The sequence below is a fragment of the Mycolicibacterium sp. XJ662 genome (genome assembly GCF_053484035.1).
Window position 1 is genome coordinate 1 of record NZ_JBEFTL010000003.1, and the last position, 21,871, is coordinate 21,871.

At 64.5% G+C, this 21,871-nt stretch carries 20 protein-coding genes, 1 tRNA gene and 3 pseudogenes; 5 read left to right on the plus strand and 19 right to left on the minus strand.

Annotated features, from left to right (window positions below; translation table 11 throughout):
* The 11 genes and pseudogenes from ABQE93_RS10895 to ABQE93_RS10945 form a co-directional block, all read right to left on the minus strand.
* On the minus strand, window positions 1-468 hold a 468-nt coding region (locus ABQE93_RS10895; protein WP_448408011.1), incomplete at its 3' end, for a hypothetical protein.
* 241 nt (window positions 469-709) lie between these two features.
* Window positions 710-967: a hypothetical protein gene (locus ABQE93_RS10900; protein ID WP_448408009.1), complete on the minus strand. Its 258-nt coding sequence runs from the start codon at window positions 965-967 to the stop codon at window positions 710-712.
* A 56-nt stretch (window positions 968-1,023) separates the two neighbouring features.
* Complete coding sequence (locus ABQE93_RS10905; RefSeq protein ID WP_448408007.1) at window positions 1,024-1,965, minus strand: hypothetical protein; 942 nt, start codon at window positions 1,963-1,965, stop codon at window positions 1,024-1,026.
* Between the two features lie 269 nt (window positions 1,966-2,234).
* On the minus strand, window positions 2,235-2,789 hold the full coding sequence (locus ABQE93_RS10910; RefSeq protein ID WP_448408005.1) for a DUF4365 domain-containing protein: 555 nt from the start codon (window positions 2,787-2,789) through the stop codon (window positions 2,235-2,237).
* A 635-nt stretch (window positions 2,790-3,424) separates the two neighbouring features.
* A complete protein-coding gene (locus tag ABQE93_RS10915) occupies window positions 3,425-4,060 on the minus strand; it encodes a hypothetical protein (RefSeq protein ID WP_448408003.1) in 636 nt (211 codons plus the stop codon).
* Window positions 4,061-4,218: 158 nt separating this feature from the next.
* Window positions 4,219-4,449: pseudogene (locus tag ABQE93_RS10920) on the minus strand (tyrosine-type recombinase/integrase); the annotation flags it as partial.
* A gap of 308 nt (window positions 4,450-4,757) precedes the next feature.
* On the minus strand, window positions 4,758-5,105 hold the full coding sequence (locus ABQE93_RS10925; protein WP_448438060.1) for a site-specific integrase: 348 nt from the start codon (window positions 5,103-5,105) through the stop codon (window positions 4,758-4,760).
* 14 nt (window positions 5,106-5,119) lie between these two features.
* The gene (locus ABQE93_RS10930; protein ID WP_448407998.1) at window positions 5,120-5,641 is read right to left on the minus strand and encodes a hypothetical protein; all 522 of its coding nucleotides are present in this window, start codon (window positions 5,639-5,641) and stop codon (window positions 5,120-5,122) included.
* Window positions 5,642-5,693: 52 nt separating this feature from the next.
* The gene (locus tag ABQE93_RS10935) at window positions 5,694-5,900 is read right to left on the minus strand and encodes a hypothetical protein (protein WP_448407996.1); all 207 of its coding nucleotides are present in this window, start codon (window positions 5,898-5,900) and stop codon (window positions 5,694-5,696) included.
* Window positions 5,897-6,598: pseudogene (locus ABQE93_RS10940) on the minus strand (recombinase family protein). The gene ABQE93_RS10935 and the pseudogene ABQE93_RS10940 overlap by 4 nt, the downstream one beginning before the upstream one ends.
* Window positions 6,595-6,837: a hypothetical protein gene (locus ABQE93_RS10945; RefSeq protein ID WP_448407994.1), complete on the minus strand. Its 243-nt coding sequence runs from the start codon at window positions 6,835-6,837 to the stop codon at window positions 6,595-6,597. The pseudogene ABQE93_RS10940 and the gene ABQE93_RS10945 overlap by 4 nt, the downstream one beginning before the upstream one ends.
* Window positions 6,838-7,140: 303 nt before the next feature.
* On the opposite strand from ABQE93_RS10945, the gene ABQE93_RS10950 reads away from it, so the two are divergent.
* Window positions 7,141-7,818, plus strand: coding sequence for a hypothetical protein (locus tag ABQE93_RS10950; protein WP_448407992.1), 678 nt, complete (start codon window positions 7,141-7,143; stop codon window positions 7,816-7,818).
* Window positions 7,819-8,046: 228 nt separating this feature from the next.
* On the opposite strand, the pseudogene ABQE93_RS10955 reads toward ABQE93_RS10950, so the two are convergent.
* A pseudogene (locus ABQE93_RS10955) lies at window positions 8,047-8,339 on the minus strand (transposase); the annotation flags it as partial.
* Window positions 8,340-9,388: 1,049 nt separating this feature from the next.
* On the opposite strand from ABQE93_RS10955, the gene ABQE93_RS10960 reads away from it, so the two are divergent.
* Window positions 9,389-9,467 (plus strand) — tRNA-Leu (locus ABQE93_RS10960).
* Between the two features lie 607 nt (window positions 9,468-10,074).
* A complete protein-coding gene (locus ABQE93_RS10965) occupies window positions 10,075-12,588 on the plus strand; it encodes an ATP-binding protein (RefSeq protein ID WP_448407990.1) in 2,514 nt (837 codons plus the stop codon).
* Here ABQE93_RS10965 and ABQE93_RS10970 read toward each other — a convergent pair whose 3' ends face one another.
* The 5 genes from ABQE93_RS10970 to ABQE93_RS10990 all read right to left on the minus strand — a co-directional run bounded on the left by ABQE93_RS10970 (window position 12,589) and on the right by ABQE93_RS10990 (window position 16,545).
* Window positions 12,589-13,254 carry a response regulator transcription factor gene (locus tag ABQE93_RS10970; protein ID WP_448407988.1) on the minus strand — a complete coding sequence of 222 codons (666 nt, stop codon included), beginning with the start codon at window positions 13,252-13,254 and terminating at the stop codon, window positions 12,589-12,591.
* Complete coding sequence (locus tag ABQE93_RS10975) at window positions 13,239-14,711, minus strand: sensor histidine kinase (RefSeq protein ID WP_448407987.1); 1,473 nt, start codon at window positions 14,709-14,711, stop codon at window positions 13,239-13,241. Before ABQE93_RS10975 ends, ABQE93_RS10970 begins: the two co-directional genes overlap by 16 nt.
* Before the next feature lie 74 nt (window positions 14,712-14,785).
* Complete coding sequence (locus ABQE93_RS10980; RefSeq protein WP_448407985.1) at window positions 14,786-15,124, minus strand: hypothetical protein; 339 nt, start codon at window positions 15,122-15,124, stop codon at window positions 14,786-14,788.
* 57 nt (window positions 15,125-15,181) lie between these two features.
* On the minus strand, window positions 15,182-15,661 hold the full coding sequence (locus ABQE93_RS10985; RefSeq protein ID WP_448407984.1) for a DUF309 domain-containing protein: 480 nt from the start codon (window positions 15,659-15,661) through the stop codon (window positions 15,182-15,184).
* 20 nt (window positions 15,662-15,681) lie between these two features.
* Window positions 15,682-16,545: an alpha/beta fold hydrolase gene (locus ABQE93_RS10990; RefSeq protein WP_448407982.1), complete on the minus strand. Its 864-nt coding sequence runs from the start codon at window positions 16,543-16,545 to the stop codon at window positions 15,682-15,684.
* Between the two features lie 40 nt (window positions 16,546-16,585).
* Here ABQE93_RS10990 and ABQE93_RS10995 point away from each other — a divergent pair, with 40 nt between their 5' ends.
* Complete coding sequence (locus tag ABQE93_RS10995; protein WP_448407981.1) at window positions 16,586-18,457, plus strand: propionyl-CoA synthetase; 1,872 nt, start codon at window positions 16,586-16,588, stop codon at window positions 18,455-18,457.
* An 83-nt stretch (window positions 18,458-18,540) separates the two neighbouring features.
* Here the strand turns inward: ABQE93_RS10995 and zwf are convergent, their stop codons facing one another.
* Window positions 18,541-19,917, minus strand: coding sequence for a glucose-6-phosphate dehydrogenase (gene zwf, locus ABQE93_RS11000; protein WP_448407980.1), 1,377 nt, complete (start codon window positions 19,915-19,917; stop codon window positions 18,541-18,543).
* Window positions 19,918-19,921: 4 nt separating this feature from the next.
* Entirely contained in the window at window positions 19,922-20,932 is a 1,011-nt protein-coding gene (gene gnd / locus ABQE93_RS11005; protein ID WP_448408070.1) for a phosphogluconate dehydrogenase (NAD(+)-dependent, decarboxylating), read from the minus strand.
* A 503-nt stretch (window positions 20,933-21,435) separates the two neighbouring features.
* Here gnd and ABQE93_RS11010 point away from each other — a divergent pair.
* The gene (locus ABQE93_RS11010; RefSeq protein WP_448407978.1) at window positions 21,436-21,861 is read left to right on the plus strand and encodes a DUF4383 domain-containing protein; all 426 of its coding nucleotides are present in this window, start codon (window positions 21,436-21,438) and stop codon (window positions 21,859-21,861) included.
* Window positions 21,862-21,871 lie beyond the last annotated feature (10 nt).

Sequence of the window (21,871 nt, forward strand, 5' to 3'; positions counted from 1 at the left end):
CACCAACGGCGGATCTTCCGGCGCATTCGCTGGCCAGCCGCTGCGGTCAATCTGCTGGACGAAGGCGTACAGCATGCCCATTTGGTGGGCGACCCACCCGGTAGTCATTAAATAGCCTTCGACACGCGTTGTCGGAAAGTACGCTCTGCTCTGCTCGCGCACCCGATTGAACGAATCAAGGCTATATCCAAGCTGAGCCAGGTCACCGAGTCGTCGGAGGGCCGAGGCCATGTCGTCGGGCTGACCAGGCTCATGCCCGTAATCGCCGTCGTGCATCTCGAAGAACGGGCGCATCGGGTTCCGGTCGGCAACCATCTGTTCCTGCAGGAGTGAATCAAGCTCGCGGTGAAACCAGGGCAACCCTCGCTCCAAACGTTGAAGTCGGACATCCTGGTCCAACGTATTCCAGTCGCGCACCGCTGCAAACCATTGCAGCCGTAGATCTGACGTCTCGCCGACCTGTGGCATCAGTTCTGAAGCGCTTCGCCCCAAATGCGACTTTGGTTCTGCGCGAGGGCAATTCGTTGTTGGAACTCTTCGGGCGTGAGTTCGCTGCCATACCTGTTGATCCCCTGCCATGTCTCATCGTGGATGTCTTGGATACGCTGAGCGCAGGCCCTTACCGCCGCTATGCGTTCAGGGCTGCAAAGCGTTACCACCGCGTCGCGGTATTGGTTCCACGCGATCTGGCTGATCGCCTCGACCCTATCTACAGCTGCGGTCTGGTCGCGTTGGCTAGCAAGCGTAGCGGGTCGACCAGCGCAAACGGCACGCCGATGAGTAAGCCAGTTAAGCCCGCTAGCACATTCGGTATGTAGGAATACGAATCGATCCACTCCGCTCTGGTCAGGTCGGCGGCCAGACATACGAGGAGCAGAGTGACGCCGAGAGCCAACATGGCCCACACGAGTATCTTTGTAGAGAGCCCGAAGTTACGGAAGACGTCAAAGATTCCTTCGGGTTTCACGGTAGTAGGATGGTGCTTCGGCCATATCCCCGTTCCGGCCATATTCAAGCGATCTCCTAGAACAGCTCTTCCTGCCCGTCATCGAACTCGGGCACTGCTTCGTCATCGTCCCCCACGCCTTCCGCTACGTCATAGTCGGATTGCTTTGCACCCCGAAATACGGTGACCGATGACGGCGCATAGATCCAGTTGTAGTTCCCCTCGCGCTCAACAACTCCGCTTACCTGCAGCGGGATGTCGTCGCCATGAGCGCGCCATGCGACGCCGTATTGTTCGGGCGACACGCGCACCCGAACAGTACTCATGCCGGGCCGCCTTCGAATTTGCAAGCGGATGGTGTGGTCATCGAAAGTCGGAGTGTGATCTAAGCGGGTTACTTCTCCAATAAGAGTCACAGCTTCTGGCTCACGGGTATCAGAAAAGTGCTTCGCGACCCTCTCTAATACTGGTGACTCAGCCGCATGAAATTCGAACTCGCGCAACCCACCCGTTGCGCGCTCAATCCGCAGCCCACCGTCGCCAGCTCGAGAGAACTCTGCAAAGGCGTTAGCCATCTCGTGCGAAAGGCCAATTGGCACAAGCTCGTCGAATAGCTCGGTTCGCGGTGTCTTGCGGTACTCGTCTAGACCGGCTCGAAGACCTTCTGAGACTTCGATTAGTTTGTCGATGATCTCCGAGCCTGTCTTGCCTGTGACGCTCATTAGATGCTTCTTGGATGCAGATTCTTCGGCCTTGCTGAAGAAAAACCGGCTTCCGGATGGCGAGAAGGCAGTCACCGCATAGCTACCAATTTCAGTCTGGCCCATATACGTTGCGGCTAAGAACTGCCTAGCAATGTATGCCGCCGAACTACCGAAGTATCTCCGTTGTTCCTTCGTCGCCTTCGCTGCTGCGGACAGAGCCGCACGCACAGAAGCGTGCAGACTTTCGCCTTCACCCCACTGGATCAGACCGGCATCCAGTGCCGTTTCCTTCTCCCAACGTGTTCCATCGAGCATTGCAGAAGTTTGTAGGTGCAGAAAGTCCAACGCCCTGGATGCGTCGGATCCGTACGTGCTTATGAACGTTGACTGCGCTCGTTGAAGGAGCTCGCCATAGTCTCCTGCGTTCACGTCGGTAGGAACGATGACCTCGTTGCCTTCGCCCACCGTGTCGCGCCAGATCTCGTATCGACCGGGAACACCTCCGGATCGCTCCCATGAGAACCGTCGCAAGAGTGATAAGACGATGTCAGGGTCTGGCGTCGTTTGGTTGCTGTCTGATGGGCTCACGGCTTGCCGCCCTGCCCAATGCGCACCATCATTTTGCATAGCTCGACGTCGGTGAACTTATTTGCTGTAGGAGCGGAGACGGTGATGGTCGGTGCGTCGGTCTCGGGCTTTTCTTCCAAGTTGACCCAGTAAGCGCCATAGTGCACCTGCGTATAGTCCTTGCCAAGCGACAGCCAATCGTCCTGTTTCTTTGGAAGATGCATGATCACAACGATTTTGGGGATAATCGGGCTAGGAGTGCGAAAGTAGTTGTAGCGGTCCTTCTTCATTGAGACGCTGATCCGTGAGCCATCGGCCGACAGTTCGTGAGCCGTCGCTTTCAGCTGAACTTCGAGACGCGCAACCTTATCGTCACGGTGCTGGTTAGCCTTATGGGTGAGGATGAGGTCCACACCTTCGTCAATCCGAGGCTCAGAAACGACGCACCCGGCTGCCGATGCGACACCTTGTACGTGGGCTTGTTGGTACTGCTCCATGAGGTCCTTCAGCCTTTCGGGCGAACCCCTGACGACGGGCGACAGCCCTCCGGCCCCGGCAGTCGTCGCCCCCATCTTCGGCAGTTTATCGACCGCAGTTCCATGGCGTGAGCATGCCAGCAGGCCCCGACAAATTTCGAACTGCTGTTCGGGTTGCTGGGATAGCGGCCCTCAGGGCGCGGGCCGCTGACTGCTGACACGTTGCTGACGCGGAAGGTCGGCGGCGACAATGAGCCCGCGCAGATTGGCGACACAAATGCCCTCTGACCTGCATCGATCTCTGTGCCCCCAGTGGGACTCGAACCCACACTGGACGGATTTTAAGAACGGGCGTGCGGGTTCACGCGACCAGCGATAACAGGTAGCTGATACCGCCCATATTGCCTGCTAGACCGCCGATTCGAGCATTGCCAGCACGTTCGCGGTACGGCTTCGGTACACCCCCAGAACGCCCCCGGGTCGCGTACACGCCGCTACACGAGCGTGTTGGATATCGAGCACGCACGACAACGGCACTCGTACTGTGGAAGGGGTACGAGTGCCGTGCCGTCGCTCGCGTGCTGAGTGGTGCTCGACACGCTAGACTCCGCACTTGGAACGTGCGTGCCCTCGGGCTTCGCGCTTCGCCCGGTCTCCTTGGGGGAGAAGTCAGGACTAAGAGGTTGCCGCCTGCTAGTCCCGCCCGCCGTCGCATGCAACGGCAAGTCCTGTTATTCGTCGTCTCCGTTCTCGAAAGCCGGAGCCCCGGTGTCGGAGTCCTGGAATCCGACGGTGTAGATCGTGTCGTGGCCTTCGACTTCCACCGCCTCGATGTAGTGATCCTCCGCTGCGCGGTCGATGGCGGTGTTTAGCGCGTTGTCCGGCCTCTTCCAGTACTTTTCCAACTCTTCTCGACCGTAGTGATCAAAGAAGCGTTGCCGCAACTGTTCTCGCGTTACCGGCTCGCCAATCACCTTCATGAGATCAAAGATCATCCGCTTTGACTTCAACCGCGTTCCACCTCCGGGCGCCACATACGGCTCAAGCTGCGGCGGAGCTACCGGCGGGGACACCGATGCCTTGACCTCGCCTATCCATTGGGATCCAGATTCGCCTTCGATGACAAAGTCCGACTGCCTGTTCGAGGCATCGGCACTCGGCGTATACAGGTGCAGCGCATACAGGTTAGAAAGGGCATCAAGTGAATTGAGGGCCGTTTCGATCCGCGCGACGACGTCCTTGGCGGAGTTGAACTCCTCTTGCTTCTTCTTCATGACCACGACGGCGTCCTCCAACTGAATGCGAAGCGACACGACGTACGCGTCGTGCAAGGCGCTCATCTCGTTGGGACACTCGGTGCCGGTCATACGGTCCACACTAAACTATGTGGAGGACAATCCCCATCCTTAACGCGCCACAAGTTGGATTCTCAGGAAACCCACATCTTTCCGCATCTTTCCGCATCTTTTCGCCCGCAGGTCCGTCCACATCCGTTCCACATCCTAGCAACTCGTTGCACATCGACTCAGCCGAACAGCGACACCACGTTGGAGGCCGTGGCGGTGGCCTTCACCGGGGCTGGCGGTTCCGGGAGGCTGTTCACCGCGCCGCCGTCCTCCTCGGGCACGAAGTCGCCGTACACATCAAGCGTCAACGTGAAGGTGCTATGGCCGAGCCACTTCGATACCTGCATGAAGTGGACGCCCGCCGACAGCTGGAGAACCGCGAACGTGTGGCGCAAATCGTGCACCCGAACCCCGCGCACCGCTGGGCGGGCCGGGGCTGCGGCGGTCGCAGCCCTAGCTGGCCGGCTCGCGGGCAAACCGACCGCTTCCAGTGCCGGCTTCATGATCGTGTCGTAGAACGCGCCGAGAGCCAACGGAGAGCCCCAGTCGAGCGGGACCGCGTACCGCTGGCCGGTCGCTCGGTGCCCGCCGCCGTTCTTGCGCGAAGGCCATAGCGGCGCAGTGGGTTCCGCTGACCGCGGGTCGTGTTCGCCAGGTAGTCAGCCAGTTTCGTAGCGAGCCAGGGCGGGAGCGGTACGGTGCGCCGAGACTTCTTCGACTAGGGCGTGCCGGTAACCCACTCGCCGCCTTTGCGGTCCTTCGTGCGCGCGACCTTCACCGAACACTTCGGCCCCGGCGTGAACACGAGGTCGCCAACCTCCAACCCGGCTACCTCGCTCGCCCGTAACCCGCTGTACGCCACGAACTCCACCATGAGCCCGTACACCGGGTACGCGGGCAGGCCGGGCACCTCCCGCGCGATAGCAGCCGACGGCCGGCCAACCTGCTCGGCGGTGAGCGGGTGATGTTCGAAGCCTTCCCGGTCCCCGGTCGCGCGGCTGGCGGAGAAGTCCACCGCGTCGCACGGGTTCGCGGCGATGGCTTTGTGCCGAAGGGCGTACTTCATGACCCGCCGCCGCGTCACGTCCCAGGCGTGCTTAACTGTGCCCGGGGTAGGGGCTCTTGGTCGCCTTGCCGGGAGGACTGCCGGACCCACGCCGCTAGTAGCTTCTCGCAGTGCGCCGGAGTGATCGCGGCGACAGCGGTTCCGCCCAGCCCGCCGAGCACGTAGCACCGCAACAGCCGTGCGTACTCGTCGGCGGTGCGCGCTTTGAGCTTCCCCTGTGAGACCTTGACCGCCTGCTCATCGAGCCATCCCCGCGCGTAGAAGCCGAACGACAGCTCACCAGCCTTCCGCTGCTCAGCGAGGGCCGATGTCCTGGTGGTGTGTTTCGCCGCGTTCAGCTCATCGACGCGGGCCTGCGCGGCCGGGCGCGTGGGGTAGCGCTCGGAGCGGTTGCGCATCTTCTTAGGGCCGTCCGGGTGTGCTGCGTCCTCGGGGACCGGCAGCCCGAAGTCGTCGTGGACCGGCTCTCGCCAAATCACGGCGTAGCTCTTGACCGGCTTGCCGTTGCGCTTGCGGGCGGTATCCATAACCTTCATGTAGGCCATGGCTAGTCCTGTTCTCGGGGAGTGATTTCGGTGTGCACCCTGGTCACCAAGGTGTGCGGGTGCTCTTGATCTCACTGATGTAGTAGTCAGCCATCTGGCCATCGGCGAACATGACGCGGTGGACCATGTCGCCCGCGTCGGCGTAGGTGCGCTCCACGTGCCCCGTCTGGCCTTTGCGGTCGTCGTCGGGCAGCCGTACGAGCACTCTCACGGGCTCGCCGGGTGAGTACCGGTCGACACGCGCAGTCATGCGGCGGTGCCCTCTCCGCGAGCCAGAATGCGGGCGACGACGGGGCTGGTCCACCTACCGCCGCGCTTGGTGGGGTGGCCCTCGTCAGCGAGCACCCGCGCTATCTCGCGGGTGGAGTAGCCCACGGTCTGTAGCTCGCGCATGCGGGCCAGCGCGGCCTGTTCGGCGGGCTCTGGGACGAGCGCGCCCTTGACCGTGCGATAGCCGTAGGGCAGCGCCCCGTGGGCGTAACCGCCGCGAGCAGCCTTGGCAGCCCGCCCTGCGGCCAGCCGATCCACGGTCATCTCGCGGTCGTACTCGGAGATGGCACCCATGATGACGCGAACCAGCTTGCGCGACGGGTCGTTCGACTCGCCGTTGAGCATTTCATTCTCGTTATCGCGGGTCGACAGGACGATGCCGCCGAGGTCGGACAGCTTGCGTAGCAACAACTCCTGCACCATGACGTCGCGCGCAAGCCGGTCCAGCCGCGCCACACGATCCCCGCCGCCTTCCCCGCCTTTACCAAGGCTGCGGCCTCAGCACCAGCTGACGCGGTTGCGTAGCTCGGACGCGCCGCTGATCGTGTCCTCCTGCCAGGCCACGATCCTGTGGCCGGCTGACTTCGCCCACTTGGTGATCGCGGCGCGCTGAATGGTCGGCCCGAATGCCTCCTGCTGGTTGGCTGACGAGACCCGCACATAAGCAACGAGTTTCATGGTTTTGGCTCCAGGTCGGCATCGGGGAACGCCACGGCCTCTGCGAGGTGGTCTAGGCGAATGTTGTTGCGCACGTGCCGTTCCGCGAACACGTCGAGCACGGTGCCGGTCTTGCCAATCAGCGTCTTGCCGGTCCAGTCGATGGCGCCGGGGTGGGCCGGGTCGGTTATGGGCTCGCGGCCCGCCGCTGGCGTGACCGAGACCACGCGCACGCGGTCGCCGGGTTGGTATCTGCTCACATCGGTTCCTCTCGTCGGGGACAGGTCACCTGGGGCGACCAGGAGCGCCGCGTTGTCCCTAGTACGCCGCCCCGGCAGACGGCGGCGCATACCGCCCCAAAGCGCCGAGCATGGCGGAACCGCCGCGTAGGGCTCGCCGCAGCGAGGCGCGCGGCAACCCCGGCGACATCGTCGCCGGTTGACCGGCCCCGCTGGTGGGTGGCCTTCGTCGCGAGCGAGTCATCCACCCACCAGCGGGCTGCCCCCAATCGTGGTCGTGGTGGCTGGTAGGGATGTCCGTCGTCCCCCATAGGTTCTGGTGCCATGGACTGGGGATGGCTGATTCCGACGGCCACGGTGGTGCCGGCCATCCTCACGCTCGTTACGTTCTTGGTTTCCGTGCCGTTCAGCCCTGCCCGGTACTGGGCTTGGCGATTACGACGGCAAGGGGAGACGGTCGCGGCGCTCGATCCCGAACGCCATAGGAACCAACGCGAAGCACTCCTGTGCCAGACCGACTATTTAGCCGATAGAGCGGTTGCCGCGGCCCAGATCCCCACACCTTGGAAGCGCTACACGCTTGGAATTTTCGCGTGGACACACTTGCTGACGCTCGGCTTGTCACTAGTCATACTCGACCCACCACCAGCACGGGCATTTGGTGAATGGGCAATGATCGCTTTCTTCTTCTACGCGTTCCCCGTGTTCGGGTTCACCTTGACCTTTGGCATGTGGCAATACATCCGTTCCGAGCGAGTCAGGTTTGTCAGGTCAGGCTTCCCGCCGAATTTCCGTATACGGCGTGACCCCTGGATACAAATGTGGCGCGATTATGAGCGCAGAGAGAACCTCGCGAAGGCACTTCAACGTGCCAAACGTATGGACAGGACCGGGCTCATCCCGCCGCGATGGAGGCCACGCGCACCCCATGTGCGTCTGTGGCGACGAACTAAGCCGACAGTTCGCCGAATTCTGTTCGGCATCCAAGCGCCTCGGCATTAGCTAGGCTGGCACGCACTCGCTGGACCGCGTACACGCCGCGTACACGAACGGCCTCCCAGCGCGTCGACGACCCGACAATAACGCCTTTACCAGCACCTATCCCGTGCCCCCAGTCGGACCCGAACCGACACTGTGCGGATTTAAGAACGGGCGAGCCGCTTCCGGCGGCTAGGAGAAATGGCTCGCCATGACGCCCATATGACTGCAGGACAGGCCTTTTGACCTCGTCGCCAACGCGGACGGGTGGGCTCATTCTGCAGTGCGGCAAGCACATTGGCCTGCTTATGGACCCAGCACCGCTGCTCGCGGGTCGCCGCGACCACCTCGCGGACGGCTTTCCAGAACCCGAGCGCACCGTCACCGGTCGCCAGGACCGGTGCTGTCATTCCGCGGCGGCGGCAGTCGCGCAGCAGATCAGCCCATGACTCGGTCGACTCCCGATACCCGTCGGTGATCGCCACCAGTTCCTTGCGGCCGTCAGCACGCTCGCCGAGCATCACCAGCAGCTTCTCCTGCTCGAGCTGAAAACCCACAGGGTTAATCGTCGAGGCCGACAACCCGGCACCTGAGCCGAGGAACTGCTCCAATGCCTCGTTGGCCTTCTCGGCATCGTGAACTACCACGAGCATGGGCGTACCTTCCCAAGCAGCGCGCCAACGCCGGTCTTGATCTAAGCCGCTGCGTTGTCAGTGGGCCCTGGAACACTCGCCCTGTGCCAAGGTGCCGAAACAGACGTGACGCATCTTTTGCCGTCATCGGCACTGCTGTTCGGTATCGAGAGTTGCGTCGAGGAACATCGCGTACCTCCTCGCGTCTCCTTGAATTTGGGCCGCGTCCGAGCAGCGACGGAATACACCATCGAACTAGCCGCCGTTGAACGAGGCCGTCACCCGTTCAGGAGAACTAATGGGTAAGAAGTTTGACCGGACACCCGTTCGCGTCGTTCTCTCAAACGGAGAGATTCGGTACGAAGCTCGAGCAACTGTCTATGTCAACGGCAAAAGGAAACGTTTCAGGCGACGGTTCAGAACTGCTTCCGAGGCCCACGCATTCTTAGCGGAAATGCCTGAGCCAAAGCGCGTGGGCCGCTACAAGATCAGCGATGATCAGTATTGCGAGGCGGTCCGAAAGTCTCGTTCAATTGCCGGTGCACTCAGGTTGTTAGGTGTCGTGCCAGAGGGCGGTAATTATCGTGTCCTTCAACGAGCGATCACGCGACTCGATCTCGATACGTCCCACTTCACGGCGCAGTCCTGGTCAAGAGACGCGACGGTCGCTTGCCGCGTGCGACCGATAGCGGACTACTTATCGAATAGGTATCCAATTCAATCTCATCGACTGCGCCAGCGATTGCTCAACGAAGGCATCCTCGAGCGAAGGTGCTCCGGTTGCAACCTCGACACCTGGATGGACCAGCCGCTACCTCTGGAGCTGGACCACAAAGACGGCAACCATCAGAACAACTCACCGGATAACCTCAGACTGTTGTGTCCTAACTGCCACGCGCTTACGCCCACCTTCCGAGGGAAGAACAAGAGGTCCGCGCCCACGCTAGACTCAGCTACCTAAAGGGGACGTAGCCTAATTGGCATCGGCGGGGCGCTTAAAACGCCTGACATTTGTGGGTTCGAGTCCCACCGTCCCCACCATCACGGGATTCTCACAGGTCGCGTGATTACTTGCCACCGTCGACCTCAATCGCGCACGCGCGCAGGTAAAGACGCTCTCCTGGTGACTGCGAATTCTCGACAGCGTGCGGCGTCGACGGCGTATCGGACGTGATGCGCTCCGCGCTGCCAGCTTCGAGAGCGTCATCGACGTGGCGGGTGGCGTTAGGAGGCGTCAACAGCGTGTTCGATATTTTGGGTCACACACTGCCGTTCTCACGCACACCGTCGACTCTCTTGTCGTCGATCTCTTGGCCAATCTTCCGCTGGGTTTTCGGTAGCGGGATTCGCGTTGATGTAGTTGTCGACGATTCCTTGCCAATCGTCCGCCTCAAGGTCCCAGTCCTGATGAAAGTTAGTAGCTACTCTTCATGTGCTCCTTGTGGCCATAGACCAGGCCATTTACGCTGATGCGCCACCCTCGTCTCGCGAGACTGCAGCTATCGCGGACCGCGCACTCGTACGCACTACCTGCAGTCTCACGCCAAACCAAGCGACGCGTCGACGGATATAACCCTGTGAGCTGGGCTGACCGAGTCGATCTGCGGGCGCCGCCCCTGACGCCCTGATCATCAGGGAAAATAGCTCTATGGCATTCCTTGGGCGTAACCGTGGCGATCTGCGAATCTACCTCGGCGCAGCACCCGGCGTCGGCAAGACCTACTCGATGCTGTCGGAGGCGCACCGGCGCCTCGAGCGCGGAACCGACGTCGTCGCCGCCGTCATCCAGACCCACGGACGTCGCAAAACCGCCCAGCGTCTCGCCGGCATCGAAGTGCTGCCTCCCCGCTACGTCGAGCACCGCGGCGAGCGCCATCCCGAACTCGACGTGGAGGCGATCCTGGAGCGGCGCCCCAAAGTCGTGCTCGTCGACGACCTCGCCCACACCAACACTCCCGGCAGCAAGAACGCCGAACGCTGGCAGGATGTCGAGGAGATGCTCAACGCCGGCATCACGGTGATCACCACCGTCGGCGTCGAGAGCCTGGAGAGCCTCGCCGACGTTGCCAGCCAGATCACCGGCGTCGAAACAAAGGAGCGCATCCCCGACGAGATCGTCCGCGCCGCCGACCAGATCGAGCTGGTCGACATCACACCACAAGCGTTGCAGCGCAGGCTTGCTCACGGCAACATCTACCCGCCGGAGCGCGTCGACGCCGCGATGTCCAACTACTTCCGCGTCGAAAACCTCACCGCGCTAAGGCAATTGACGCTGCTGTGGATGGCCGACCAAGTCGACGCCGCGCTCTCGAAATACCGCTCCGACAAGAAGATCCCCGAAACCTGGGCGCCCCGCGAGCGGGTGGTCGTCGGCGTCACCGGCGGCCCCGAATCAGAAACGCTGGTGCGCCGCGCCTCCCGCATCGCCTCGCGGTCCGGCGCCGAACTCAAGGTCGTCTACGTCGTCCAGGGAGAAGGTCTCACCGGGATCTCCTCACAGCAGAAGAAGGCCGTGCGCGACCTCGCCGTCAGCCTCGGCGCGACCATGCACACCGTCGTCGCCGGCGACGTCGCCGCGGCACTGCTCGACTTCGCCCGCGACGCCAACGCCACGCAACTGGTCATCGGAAGCACCCGAAAGTCACGGTTGGCGCGCCTATTCGAAGAGGGCGTCGGCGACAGGGTCGTGCGGCAGTCCGGCACCATCGACGTCCACATGGTCACCCACGAGGACGCCGGCGGCGGCACCTCGGGGTCGCGTAACTCACCTCGACCGCACCGCGCGCTGTCTTGGTTTGCCGCCCTGGCGATTCCGATCGCGATCTGCGGGCTGACCATGGCACTGCCCGATGGACTCCTCGCCATCGGCGGTCAGGGTGCGCTGTTCTTGACCGGCATACTCGGCGTCGCGTTGCTGGGTGGTCTTATCCCCGCCGTGCTGTCGACCGTGCTCTCCGGAGCGCTGCTCACGTATTTCTTTCTCGCGCCGCAGAACACCTTCACCGTCGGACAAACCGACGGCGTAATCACCGTCGTAATGCTGATGCTCGTCGCCATAGCGGTGGCCGCTCTCCTCGACCACACGGTCAACCGCGCCCGCGAAGCGCGTCGCACATCTCAGGACTCCGAAATGCTTTCGCTGTTCGCAGATTCGGTGCTCCGCGACGTCGACATCGACGTGCTGCTCGAACGGATTCGCGAAGCGTACCTGCAGCGCGCCGTCAGCATGATTCACACCCAAACCGGCGAGGTCGTCGCCGCCGTGGGCCAAGATCCGTGCACCGATGTCGACGACGCCGACACCGCCGTCGACATCGGCGACGACGAATACAGCATGCTCCTGGCCGGCCCACCGCTCACCACCCGCGAGCGCCGGGTGATCAGCGCCGTCGCCAACCACGCCGCAGACCTCGTCAAACGCCGCGAATCAGCCCAGGACGCCAGCAAGACCGGCGCCGCCGTCGCAGTCGACGAACTATGGCGTTCGTTGTCCTCAGCGGTGGCCCACGGGCTACGCAGTCCGCTGGCTGCGGCCAAATCAGCGGCGCCCACCGTGCGCAGCGGCGACGCCGACTTCCCGGTGGAGGACGTCGCCGACCTCCTGGTCACCGGCGAGGAATCCGTCGACGAACTCATGGCCGTCGTCGGCAACCTGCTCGACTCGTCGCGCCTCACCGCCGGAGTGATCCACCCCGAGCGTGACCGCGTCGAACTGGAGGAGGCCGTCCAACGGTCATTGCTCGGGATCACCCCGGGTAACACCGATTTCACCCGGCGCGGTGTCGAGCGGGTCAAGACAACCGTGGACGGCGCCGCGGTCCTCGCGGACGCGGCCCTGCTCGAACGCGTACTGGCCAACGTGATCGACAACTCCCTACGCTACGCGCCCGGCAGCGCGGTCCGGGTGACAGCAGGTCAGGTGGGCGACCGCATGCTCATCGCCATCGTCGACGAAGGGCCCGGCATCCCCCGCGGCACCGAGGAACAGATCTTCGAGCCGTTCTCGCGGTTCGGTGAAGGACCCAAAATCGGTGTCGGCCTCGGGCTTTCGGTGGCACGGCGGTTCGTCGAAGCGATGGGCGGCACGATTTCGGCATCCGACACCCCTGGCGGTGGCTTGACGATCGAGATCGATCTGCCAGCCGCACGCAAGGAAAACTGATCAGTCGATCGTCTCGAGGCGGTAGCCCATGCCCCGCAACGTGACAAAGCGCTCCGCGCCGAGCTTGCGTCGCAGATAGCGCACGTACACGTCGACCACGTTCGATCCCGGGTCGAAGTCGTAGCCCCACACGTGGCTGAGCAGCTGTTCCCGCGACAGCACTTGCCCGGGATGGCGCAGGAACGTCTCCGCCAACGCAAACTCCCGCGCCGACAGATCCACCGTGCGACCATCCACTTCGGCCTGTCGCGTACGCAGATCCAAATGCAAACCACCGCAGGACAACACGGTCAGCTCAGGTGTGCGATCCGGCGCCAGCCGCACCCGGATGCGAGCCAGCAGTTCTTCGAACCGGAACGGCTTGGGCATGTAATCGTCGGCGCCGCCTTCCAGCCCGGCGACCGTATCGTGCACGCTGGTGCGCGCCGTCAACACGATCACCGGAATCGGATGGCTCTCCGCCCGTAGCCTGCGCAGCACCTCGAACCCATCCATCTCCGGCAACCCGATGTCCAGCACCATCAGATCGAACCCGCCGCTGACCGCGTAGTCGTAGGCCGACGGCCCGTCGGCCACCACCGTGGTGCTGAACCCGTTGGCAGCCAAGCCCTTCTCGACGAACGACGCGATCCGCGGCTCGTCCTCGGCAATCAGTATCCGCGCCATTGATCCTCCCTCACCGCAGGAATCACGACCGAGAACGTCGCACCCCGACCGGGCTCGCTGTCCAGCAGCACGTCCCCACCGTGTGCGACCGCGATCGCCCGCACAATCGAAAGCCCCAGCCCCGCACCGTCTGAGCGTCGTGTGCCGCCCCGGGCGAAGCGCTCGAAGATCCGATGTCGCTCTTCGTCGCTGACACCCGGTCCCGAATCCGAAACCCAGAACCGCAGCGACCCGCCCGACAGCTGCGAGCCGACACCGATCCAGCCACCTTCTTCGGTGAACCGAGACGCGTTGTCGGCCAACGCCACCAGCGCCTGGGTGATCCGCTGTGGGTCGAGTACGGCGGTCGTTCGTGCCACCGTCTCCAACCTGAAGTCCCGCGGTGCGAGCCGGGAGATCTTTTCGAAGGCCTCCCGGGTCAGCGCCTCGACGTCGACCACGTCGGGATGCAGGAACGACGGCTGCTCGGACTGCGCCAACAACAACAGGTCCGAGACCATCCGGTTCATCCGGTCCAACTCGTCGTCGACCAGCGCCACCGTCGACGCCACATCCTGCGCGTCGGCGGGGTCAAGCACCTCAAGGTGACCACGCACGATCGTGATCGGGGTGCGCAACTCATGGCCGGCGTCGTCGACGAACCGCCGCTGCGCGGAGACCCCAGCTTCAACCCGGTCGAGCATTTCGTTGATGGTGGCGACTAGGCGGTCGAGCTCGTCGTCTTTACCCCGCGACGGCACCCGCAGCGCGAGGTCGGTGTCGCTGATCATCCGGGTGGTGTCGGCGACGTCGCGCAACGGGCGCAGGATCCGGCCGGCCAGGATCCAGGCCGCCGCGGCGGCGCCGATCATCGTCACCGAACCGACGATCAGCATCAGCCGCGCCGCGTCGTTGGCGGCGTCACGTTCGGCGTCGCCCATGTATGCCGCCACGATGACACCCTCTGCGGGATCACCGGCCAGTCGGACCGGGATCGCGAGGTAGCGCACCTCACCGGCTTCTGCGTGCTGGTAGCGGCCCTCCACCGGCTCGGTCACGTTGGCGACCCGTTCAGCGAACGCCTCGTCCTGCGACAGCACCTCCTGCGCGCCGGGTTCCTGCCTGCTCTGGGTGCGGTACTGCCCGTCGACATAGCCGAGGAACTTCTCGTTGGGCCGGGCGATGTTGTAGGCGATGGCCTCCCGAATCACCTCTTCCACGCTGGCGAACGGCTCACCCGTGCGCGGATTGACACCGGGCTCGGTCAGCTCGGCGAACTCCTGCACCTCGAACCGCAGCGCCTCATCCATCCGCGCGTCGACTGCCCTGACCAGCAGCTGCCACGTCACGAACGTGACGACGCCCAAGGCGGTCAACACCAGCAGCAGCACCCACGCGATGATCTGCGTGCGCGCGGTCCACGGCAGCAGCCGGCGCCATCGCCGCCTCGGATCCACCGGGGCAGACTCAACGGTCATCGTCGTCCTCCCCGGGTCGCTGTCGTCTCTAGTACCCATCCTCTCGTGCCGTGCCTTCGGCGACCGACGCGCGATCAGTCGTCGTCGTCATCGTCATCCCAGTCGTCGTCGTCCCAGTCGTCGTCGTCCCAGTCGTCGTCATCGTCGTCGAAGTCCCCCACGCTGACCGGGGGCGGCGGCGCGGGCACATCCACCGGTGGTGGCGGCGGTGCGAGCTTGGACGCCGCGGGGAGCTGCGGCGACGGGGCGGGCGCAGCGGGCTCGTGGGTCGCCGGCCGCTCGGGCGCATGGACGGTGATCGGGCCGAGCGGCTCATGGTCGGCGGCGGATCCCGTCGACGCGATCACCACGCCGCCCACACCGGCGGCCAGCAGGGCCAACGCGGCCAGGGCAAGGGTCAACGATCTGCGCATGACATCCACGATCGGACGCCCGGATGTCACCGTGGTGATAACCAGATGAGAACGTTCTCATCTGGTGGCTGCAAGCCGTGGCCGCAGCCGCTCGACCGAGATGTCGGCCTGTCGTTGCACATCCTCGATCAGCGCGTGGGCGTGCGCGATCAGCCCGTCGACGTCGATGCCATGCGGCTGGGCCGACGGCCGATCCGCCAGCCGTTCCGCGGCCCGCGTCAGCACGGTCGCGGCGCCGACGGTGTTGCCGCGCTGGATGTGGGTGATGCCGACCGCGAGCTGCGCCAGCCCCTGCCACATGTTGCGTTCGTCGTCGGGCGCGTTCTTCCACGCCGCCTCCAGCACCTCGTGGGCGTTGAACGCGAGCCCGTCGTTGAGCAGTTCTTGCGCGTAGGCAAGGGTTTCCGCCGGTGATAGCTGTAGGTCTTCGGGGATACCCGGCACGCCCTGGCTGCCGTGCGGCAGCGGTCTGCCGAGCGCGTCGCGGGGCCTGCTGCTGCGCGCCTTGCCCAACTCGTCGCGATCTCGTTCGACCACCCGGCCCTCCTTCTCGCCGTCTATGACGGCGCCGTCTCCTCGGCCAACGCAATCAGCCTCGCTCGAACCAGATCTGGCCGCTCGTCGATGATGAAATGGCTGGCGTCGACGGTCTCCAGGGTGTAGTCGTCGGCGTTGGCGGATTCTGGCGCGGCGAACGAGACGTGTACCGCACTGTCATCGAGTCCGAACAGGCACCGGATCGGCATGGTCGCCCGCGGCGGCGCCGGCGACCGTGCGGCGGCGGGCAGTTCGCGAAGCAAGAATGTCCGGTACGTGTCTCGTGCGGTCCTGGCCACCACCGGATCGCGGAACCGCTCGACGTAGACACGGGCGGTGTCGCGGTCGATGTCGGAGATCGACGCGAACGCCCGCTCCAGAAACCGCGTGCGCTGCTGCACCGGGACGCCGACCGTGGCCATCAGCAGCTGGTACCAGAACCGCCACAGATGAGGCGCCACCGCCCGCGTGGGCAGCCACGGATGGGCCATGTTCATCACGAGATAGCCCTCGAAACGCTCCGGCGCGGTCAGCAGCATCCGATAGCCGACGAAACCTCCCCAGTCGTGGCCGACCAGCAGCACCCGTTCCAGTCCGAGCACATCCATCAGCGCCAGGACATCGCTGGCGACATCGTCTTTGGCCCAGCGGTGCGGCGGCGGTCCCGACCAGCCGTAACCAGGCAGGTCGGGTGCGATGATCCGCATTCCGGGCGGCGGGTCGGCGAGCAGGTCGCGGTACACCCAGTGGTGCTGCGGCCAGCCGTGCAGGGCGAGGACCGGACGACCGTCGGGCGCGCCGGCCTCGGTGACGTGGAAACGCACGCCGCGGGCGTCGACGAACGATCGTCGAACACCGTCGATAGGTGGCGGTTGTGCAGGCATAACGCGACTATAGGAAGGCGTGTCGCGCTACCGTGCCGGTATGGCCGGATACCGAGAACTGTGCGACGCCAGCCTCCGCGATCCCGCGTCGTTCTGGGCCGAGGCCGCGCGGGAGGTGACGTGGACGCGCGAGCCCCAACAGATCCTCGACGACTCCAACCCGCCGTTCTACCGCTGGTTTCCCGACGGGGAACTGAACACGTGCGCCAACGCGCTCGACCGCCACGTCGAGGGCGGCCGCGCCGACCAGCCCGCGCTGATCTACGACTCCCCCGTGACCGGAACCCAGCGCACCTACACCTATCGTGAACTCCTTTCGGCCACAGCATGTTTCGCCGGAGCACTGCACCAGTTGGGGGTCCGCAAGGGCGACTGCGTCGTGATCTACATGCCGATGGTGCCCGAAGCGGTGATCGCGATGCTGGCGTGCGCACGGCTGGGTGCGATGCACTCGGTGGTGTTCGGCGGGTTCGCCGCGCACGAACTGGCCACCCGCATCGACGATGCCCGCCCGAAGGTGATCGTGTCGGCTTCCTGCGGCATCGAACCGACCCGCATCATCGACTACAAGCCGATGCTCGACGCAGCGCTTGAGATGGCCGACCACCCGGCTCAGACATGCGTGATCCTGCAGCGCGAACAGCAGCCGTGTCAGCTGGTCGCCGGTCGGGATCTGGACTGGCAGGAGCTGATGTCCACCGGCCGACCCGTCGACCCCGTGCCGGTGAAAAGCACCGACCCGCTGTATGTGCTCTACACCTCCGGGACCACCGGCAAGCCGAAGGGCATCATCCGCGACAACGGTGGACATGCCGTCGCGCTGCTGTGGAGCATGCGCCACATCTACGACACCCATCCCGGTGACGTCTATTGGGCCGCTTCGGATGTCGGCTGGGTGGTCGGCCACTCCTACATCGTCTACGGCCCGCTGATGCTCGGCGCGACAACGATTTTGTACGAAGGTAAACCCGTCGGCACACCCGACCCGGGTGCCTTCTGGCGCGTCGTCTCCGAACACGGGGTCAAGGCGTTGTTCACCGCGCCGACGGCGATGCGCGCCATCAAGAAGGAGGATCCCGACGGGCTGCACCTCGACAAGTACGACCTGTCGAAGCTGCAGTATCTGTTCCAGGCCGGCGAACGGCTCGACCCCGGCACCTACCACTGGGCGGCGGAGAAACTCGGCCTGCCGGTCATCGACCACTGGTGGCAGACCGAGACGGGGTGGCCGATCGTCGCCAACCCGATGGGGATCGACGCGATGCCGGTCAAACCCGGCTCGGCCACGGTGGCGATGCCCGGCTACGACGTGCGCATCCTGTGCCCGGACGGCTCGGAGTGCGCCGTCGGCGAAGAGGGCGCGATCTGTGTGCGGCTGCCGCTGCCGCCGGGCACCCTTCCGACGCTGTGGGGCGACAACGACCGCTACGTCGCGTCCTACCTGTCGGCGTTTCCCGGCTACTACCTCACCGGCGACGGCGGATACGTCGACGAGGACGGCTACCTGTTCGTGCTCGGCCGCACCGACGACGTGATCAACGTTGCCGGACACCGGCTTTCGACGGGCTCGATCGAGGCGGTGCTGGCAGCGCACCCGGCCGTGGCGGAGTGTGCGGTCATCGGCGTCGACGACGAGATCAAGGGGCAGGTGCCGCGCGGCTTCGTCGTGCTCAAGGCGGGCGCGCCTGCCGACCGGGTGGCCGACGAACTGATCGACGCGGTGCGCGAGAACATCGGCGCGGTCGCGTCTTTGAAGACTGTCGACGTCGTCCCTGCGCTACCGAAGACCCGGTCGGGAAAAATCCTGCGCAAGACCATGCGCGGTATCGCCGCCGGCCGTGACGAGCCGGTGCCGTCGACCATCGAGGATCCCGCGGTGCTCGACGCGCTCAAGCCGATCCTGCAGCGCTAGCCTCTTTTTCGGCGAGCAGACACAGAAGGCCCCTTTTTCCCGCTAGAAACGGGGCCTTCTGCGTCTGCTCGCGAAGGAACGGGTCAGAGCCAGGGGTCGCGCCAACCGGGGTAACCGGCAACGAGTTTCGCCGCCCCGGGCGGACCCCACGATCCCCGCGGGTACGGCTCCACAGGTGGCGGCGCGTCAAGCAGCGGTTGCACGATGCGCCAGGTCTCCTCGACCCCGTCTTCGCGGGCGAACTGGCTGGAGTTACCGTGCATGGCGTCGCTGAGCAGCCGCTCGTAGGGCTCGGGCGCGTCACCGAGTTCCTCGGCGAACACCAGCGACAGGTCCACCGTCCGGGTGCGGTTGGCGCCGGGCTCCTTGGCCTGCACGATCAGGTCGGCTCCGGGTTCTGGATCGATGCGCAGCACGAGTTCGTTGGGGTCGTGGGTCGTCGCGGTGATCGGCAGCTTGGGCGGCCGCTTGAAGATGACGCGAATCTCGGTGGCGCGCACCGGTAAACCCTTGCCGGCCCGGATGAAGAACGGGACTCCCGACCAGCGCCAGTTGTCGATCTCGAGGCGCAGCGCCGCGAACGTCTCGGTCTGCGAGTCCGGTTTGACGCCCTTGATCGACGTGTAACCGTCGTACTGTCCGCGCACATAGTGGGCCGGGTCGATCGACGGGATCGCGCGGAACACCTCCACGCGCTTGTCACGTATCCCGTCGGCGCCTGCGACGCTTGGCGGTTCAGCGGCGAACAACCCGATCAGCTGCAGCAGATGGTTCTGCACGACGTCGCGCAGCGCGCCCACCGGGTCGTAGAAGCTGCCCCGGTCCTCCACGCCGAAGTTCTCAGCCATGGTCAGCTGCACACAGTGGATCCGGTCGCGGTTCCACAGCGGTTCGAAGATCGAGTTGGCGAACCGCAGGAACATGATGTCCATCGCCGGTTCCTTGCCGAGGAAGTGGTCGATGCGAAAGATCTGCCACTCCTCGAGCACGCTGCGCAGCTTCTCGTTGAGTTCGCGCGCCGACGTCAGGTCGTGTCCGAATGGCTTCTCCACCAGGACCCTGGCCCGGGTGGTGAGGTTGGCTCGCGCCAGGCCGTCGACGACGCGGCCGAACAGCGACGGCGGGATCTCGAGATAGAACACGGGTGTGTGCTTGCCCTCGATCGCCTGGGCCACGCGCTCATAGGTCTTCGGGTCGGCGAAATCGCCCGACACCATCGAAAGCCGTTGCGCGAACCGGTCGAACACCTTGTCGTCGATCGGATCACCGCTCGCCTCGATGGCCTTGCGGGCGTGGTCGCGCAGGGTCGACGCCGACCAGTCGTCGAGGGCGACACCGACGATCGGACAGTCCAGCAGACCGTTGCGTTCCAGCCGGTACAACGACCGAAACGTCATCTTCCTGGCGAGGTCGCCGGTGATCCCGAAGATCACCAGCACGTCGGCGGGTGCGGTGTTCATGTTCTTACTTCTTCTCGGCGTGGCCGCCGAATTCACTGCGCATCGCCGACATCACTTTGTCGGTGAAGCCACCGAGCTGGCGGGATTCGAACCGTTCGAACAGCGATGTGGTGATCACCGAAGCGGGCACCCCTTCGTCGACCGCGGCCAGCACCGTCCAGCGTCCCTCCCCGGAGTCCGACACCCGGCCGGTGAAATCGTCGAGTTGGGGTGAGCGCGCCAGCGCGTCGGCGGTCAGGTCCACCAGCCACGAGCCGACCACCGAGCCGCGCCGCCAGACTTCGGCCACCTCGCCGACGTCGATCGTGTACTGGTAGGCCCACGGGTCGCGCAGCGGTGTGGTTTCGGCGTCGACCGTCCGGTCGACGGTGCCGGCGTCGGCGTGCTTGATGATGCTGAGCCCCTCGGCGATGGCGGCCATCATCCCGTACTCCACACCGTTGTGCACCATCTTCACGAAATGCCCTGCCCCGCTTGGTCCGCAGTGCAGATAGCCGTCGGGGGCGGTGCCGTCGGTACGGGTGCGGCTCGGGGTGGGTTCGGCGGTGCCCTGCCCAGGCGCGATGGTCTTGAAGATCGGGTCGAGGCGCGTGACCACTTCGGTCTCACCGCCGATCATCAGGCAGTAGCCGCGCTCCAGACCCCACACCCCGCCGCTGGTGCCACAGTCGACGTAGTGAATGTCGTGTTCCTGCAGGGCTTTCGCTCGGGTGATGTCGTCGCGATAGTAGGAGTTTCCACCGTCGATCACCGTGTCGCCGGCGTCGAGCAGTTCCACCAGCTGATCCAGGGTCGAATCCACCACCGCCGCGGGCAGCATCAGCCATACCCCGCGCGGCTTTTCGAGCTTGGCGACGAAGTCGCTCAACGACTCTGCGCCCGTGGCACCCTCACCGGCCAGGGCGGTGACGGCGTCGGCGTTGCGGTCATAGACCACGCAGCGGTGCCCGTCACGCATCAACCGTCGCACCAGGTTGGCGCCCATCCGGCCCAGTCCCACCATTCCCAATTGCATCGGCGTATCGGTTGCCATGTCACTCCTTTGTCGTCAGATCGGCTGCACCGAACCCGCCAAGATCCTCGCCCCCGACTCGATAGGAAACCCAGCTAACGACTATAGGCACCCGCGATGTCATCCGGAGCAAATCGACTGGATGCATTGAATCCTTTGCACGGCAGCTGAATACGTGTTGGATGCGTGCTGAAACGGACTTCGTCTGCCGGGGTGACTCGGCCCACGAGCCCGCAAAGCATCGACACCGTTGCGTTATCGGCATATGTTGATAAGCGTCGTGCGAACGATTCGACAGAGGAGTTGATCTGCGATGCGTGCACCAGCCAATGACCGTTCCGGTTGTTCATGCCATTGTCACAAGTGCGACCAGGGCCACCACTGCGGCAACGCCCCGAACTGCTACATCAAAAAGTAGCCTCGCGGGTCGATTAACCGCCGGCCGAGGGGGTATCTCCTAGCTTTGCCGGCCCGTCAATATGCAGCGGGCCGGGCGGGAGGCGGAGATGACGGCGAGTACCCCGAAATACATGGCCGTGCAAGCCGCGGCGATCTTCGTCGGCGCGGGTCTGCTCATCCTGGGCGTCTGCGGCTTCATCCCGGCCGTCACCACCGGCTACGACCGGCTGACGTGGGCGGGCGGGCACACCAGCGCCGAGGTGTTCGGGCTGTTCGCCGTCACGGCGCTGCACAACATGGTGCATCTGGTCACCGGCGCGGCGGGCTTCATGATGGCCCACAGCTACGCCGCCGCACGCGCATACCTCCTCGGCGGCGCGCTGGTGTACCTGGTCCTGTGGGCCTACGGGTTCTTTTTCGAGGGAGCGGCGAACTGGCTGCACTTCGGGATCGCCGCGATCATGGCGCTGCTCGGGCTGACGCTGGCAGGCCAACGCGACCCGACCAAGCGGCGCAGAAGGGTACGGGCCTGACCGAGCCGGC

What these genes read in the sequence shown, in the direction of transcription:
- ABQE93_RS10905 (WP_448408007.1), bottom strand. Translation starts at nt 1,965, where the DNA reads ATGCTCGATGGAACACGTTGGGAGAAGGAAACGGCACTGGATGCCGGT.
- ABQE93_RS10910 (WP_448408005.1), bottom strand. Translation starts at nt 2,789, where the DNA reads ATGGGGGCGACGACTGCCGGGGCCGGAGGGCTGTCGCCCGTCGTCAGG.
- ABQE93_RS10915 (WP_448408003.1), bottom strand. Translation starts at nt 4,060, where the DNA reads ATGACCGGCACCGAGTGTCCCAACGAGATGAGCGCCTTGCACGACGCG.
- ABQE93_RS10925 (WP_448438060.1), bottom strand. Translation starts at nt 5,105, where the DNA reads ATGAAGTACGCCCTTCGGCACAAAGCCATCGCCGCGAACCCGTGCGAC.
- ABQE93_RS10930 (WP_448407998.1), bottom strand. Translation starts at nt 5,641, where the DNA reads ATGAAGGTTATGGATACCGCCCGCAAGCGCAACGGCAAGCCGGTCAAG.
- ABQE93_RS10935 (WP_448407996.1), bottom strand. Translation starts at nt 5,900, where the DNA reads ATGACTGCGCGTGTCGACCGGTACTCACCCGGCGAGCCCGTGAGAGTG.
- ABQE93_RS10950 (WP_448407992.1), top strand. Translation starts at nt 7,141, where the DNA reads ATGGACTGGGGATGGCTGATTCCGACGGCCACGGTGGTGCCGGCCATC.
- ABQE93_RS10965 (WP_448407990.1), top strand. Translation starts at nt 10,075, where the DNA reads ATGGCATTCCTTGGGCGTAACCGTGGCGATCTGCGAATCTACCTCGGC.
- ABQE93_RS10970 (WP_448407988.1), bottom strand. Translation starts at nt 13,254, where the DNA reads ATGGCGCGGATACTGATTGCCGAGGACGAGCCGCGGATCGCGTCGTTC.
- ABQE93_RS10975 (WP_448407987.1), bottom strand. Translation starts at nt 14,711, where the DNA reads ATGACCGTTGAGTCTGCCCCGGTGGATCCGAGGCGGCGATGGCGCCGG.
- ABQE93_RS10980 (WP_448407985.1), bottom strand. Translation starts at nt 15,124, where the DNA reads ATGCGCAGATCGTTGACCCTTGCCCTGGCCGCGTTGGCCCTGCTGGCC.
- ABQE93_RS10990 (WP_448407982.1), bottom strand. Translation starts at nt 16,545, where the DNA reads ATGCCTGCACAACCGCCACCTATCGACGGTGTTCGACGATCGTTCGTC.
- ABQE93_RS10995 (WP_448407981.1), top strand. Translation starts at nt 16,586, where the DNA reads ATGGCCGGATACCGAGAACTGTGCGACGCCAGCCTCCGCGATCCCGCG.
- zwf (WP_448407980.1), bottom strand. Translation starts at nt 19,917, where the DNA reads ATGAACACCGCACCCGCCGACGTGCTGGTGATCTTCGGGATCACCGGC.
- gnd (WP_448408070.1), bottom strand. Translation starts at nt 20,932, where the DNA reads ATGCAATTGGGAATGGTGGGACTGGGCCGGATGGGCGCCAACCTGGTG.
- ABQE93_RS11010 (WP_448407978.1), top strand. Translation starts at nt 21,436, where the DNA reads ATGACGGCGAGTACCCCGAAATACATGGCCGTGCAAGCCGCGGCGATC.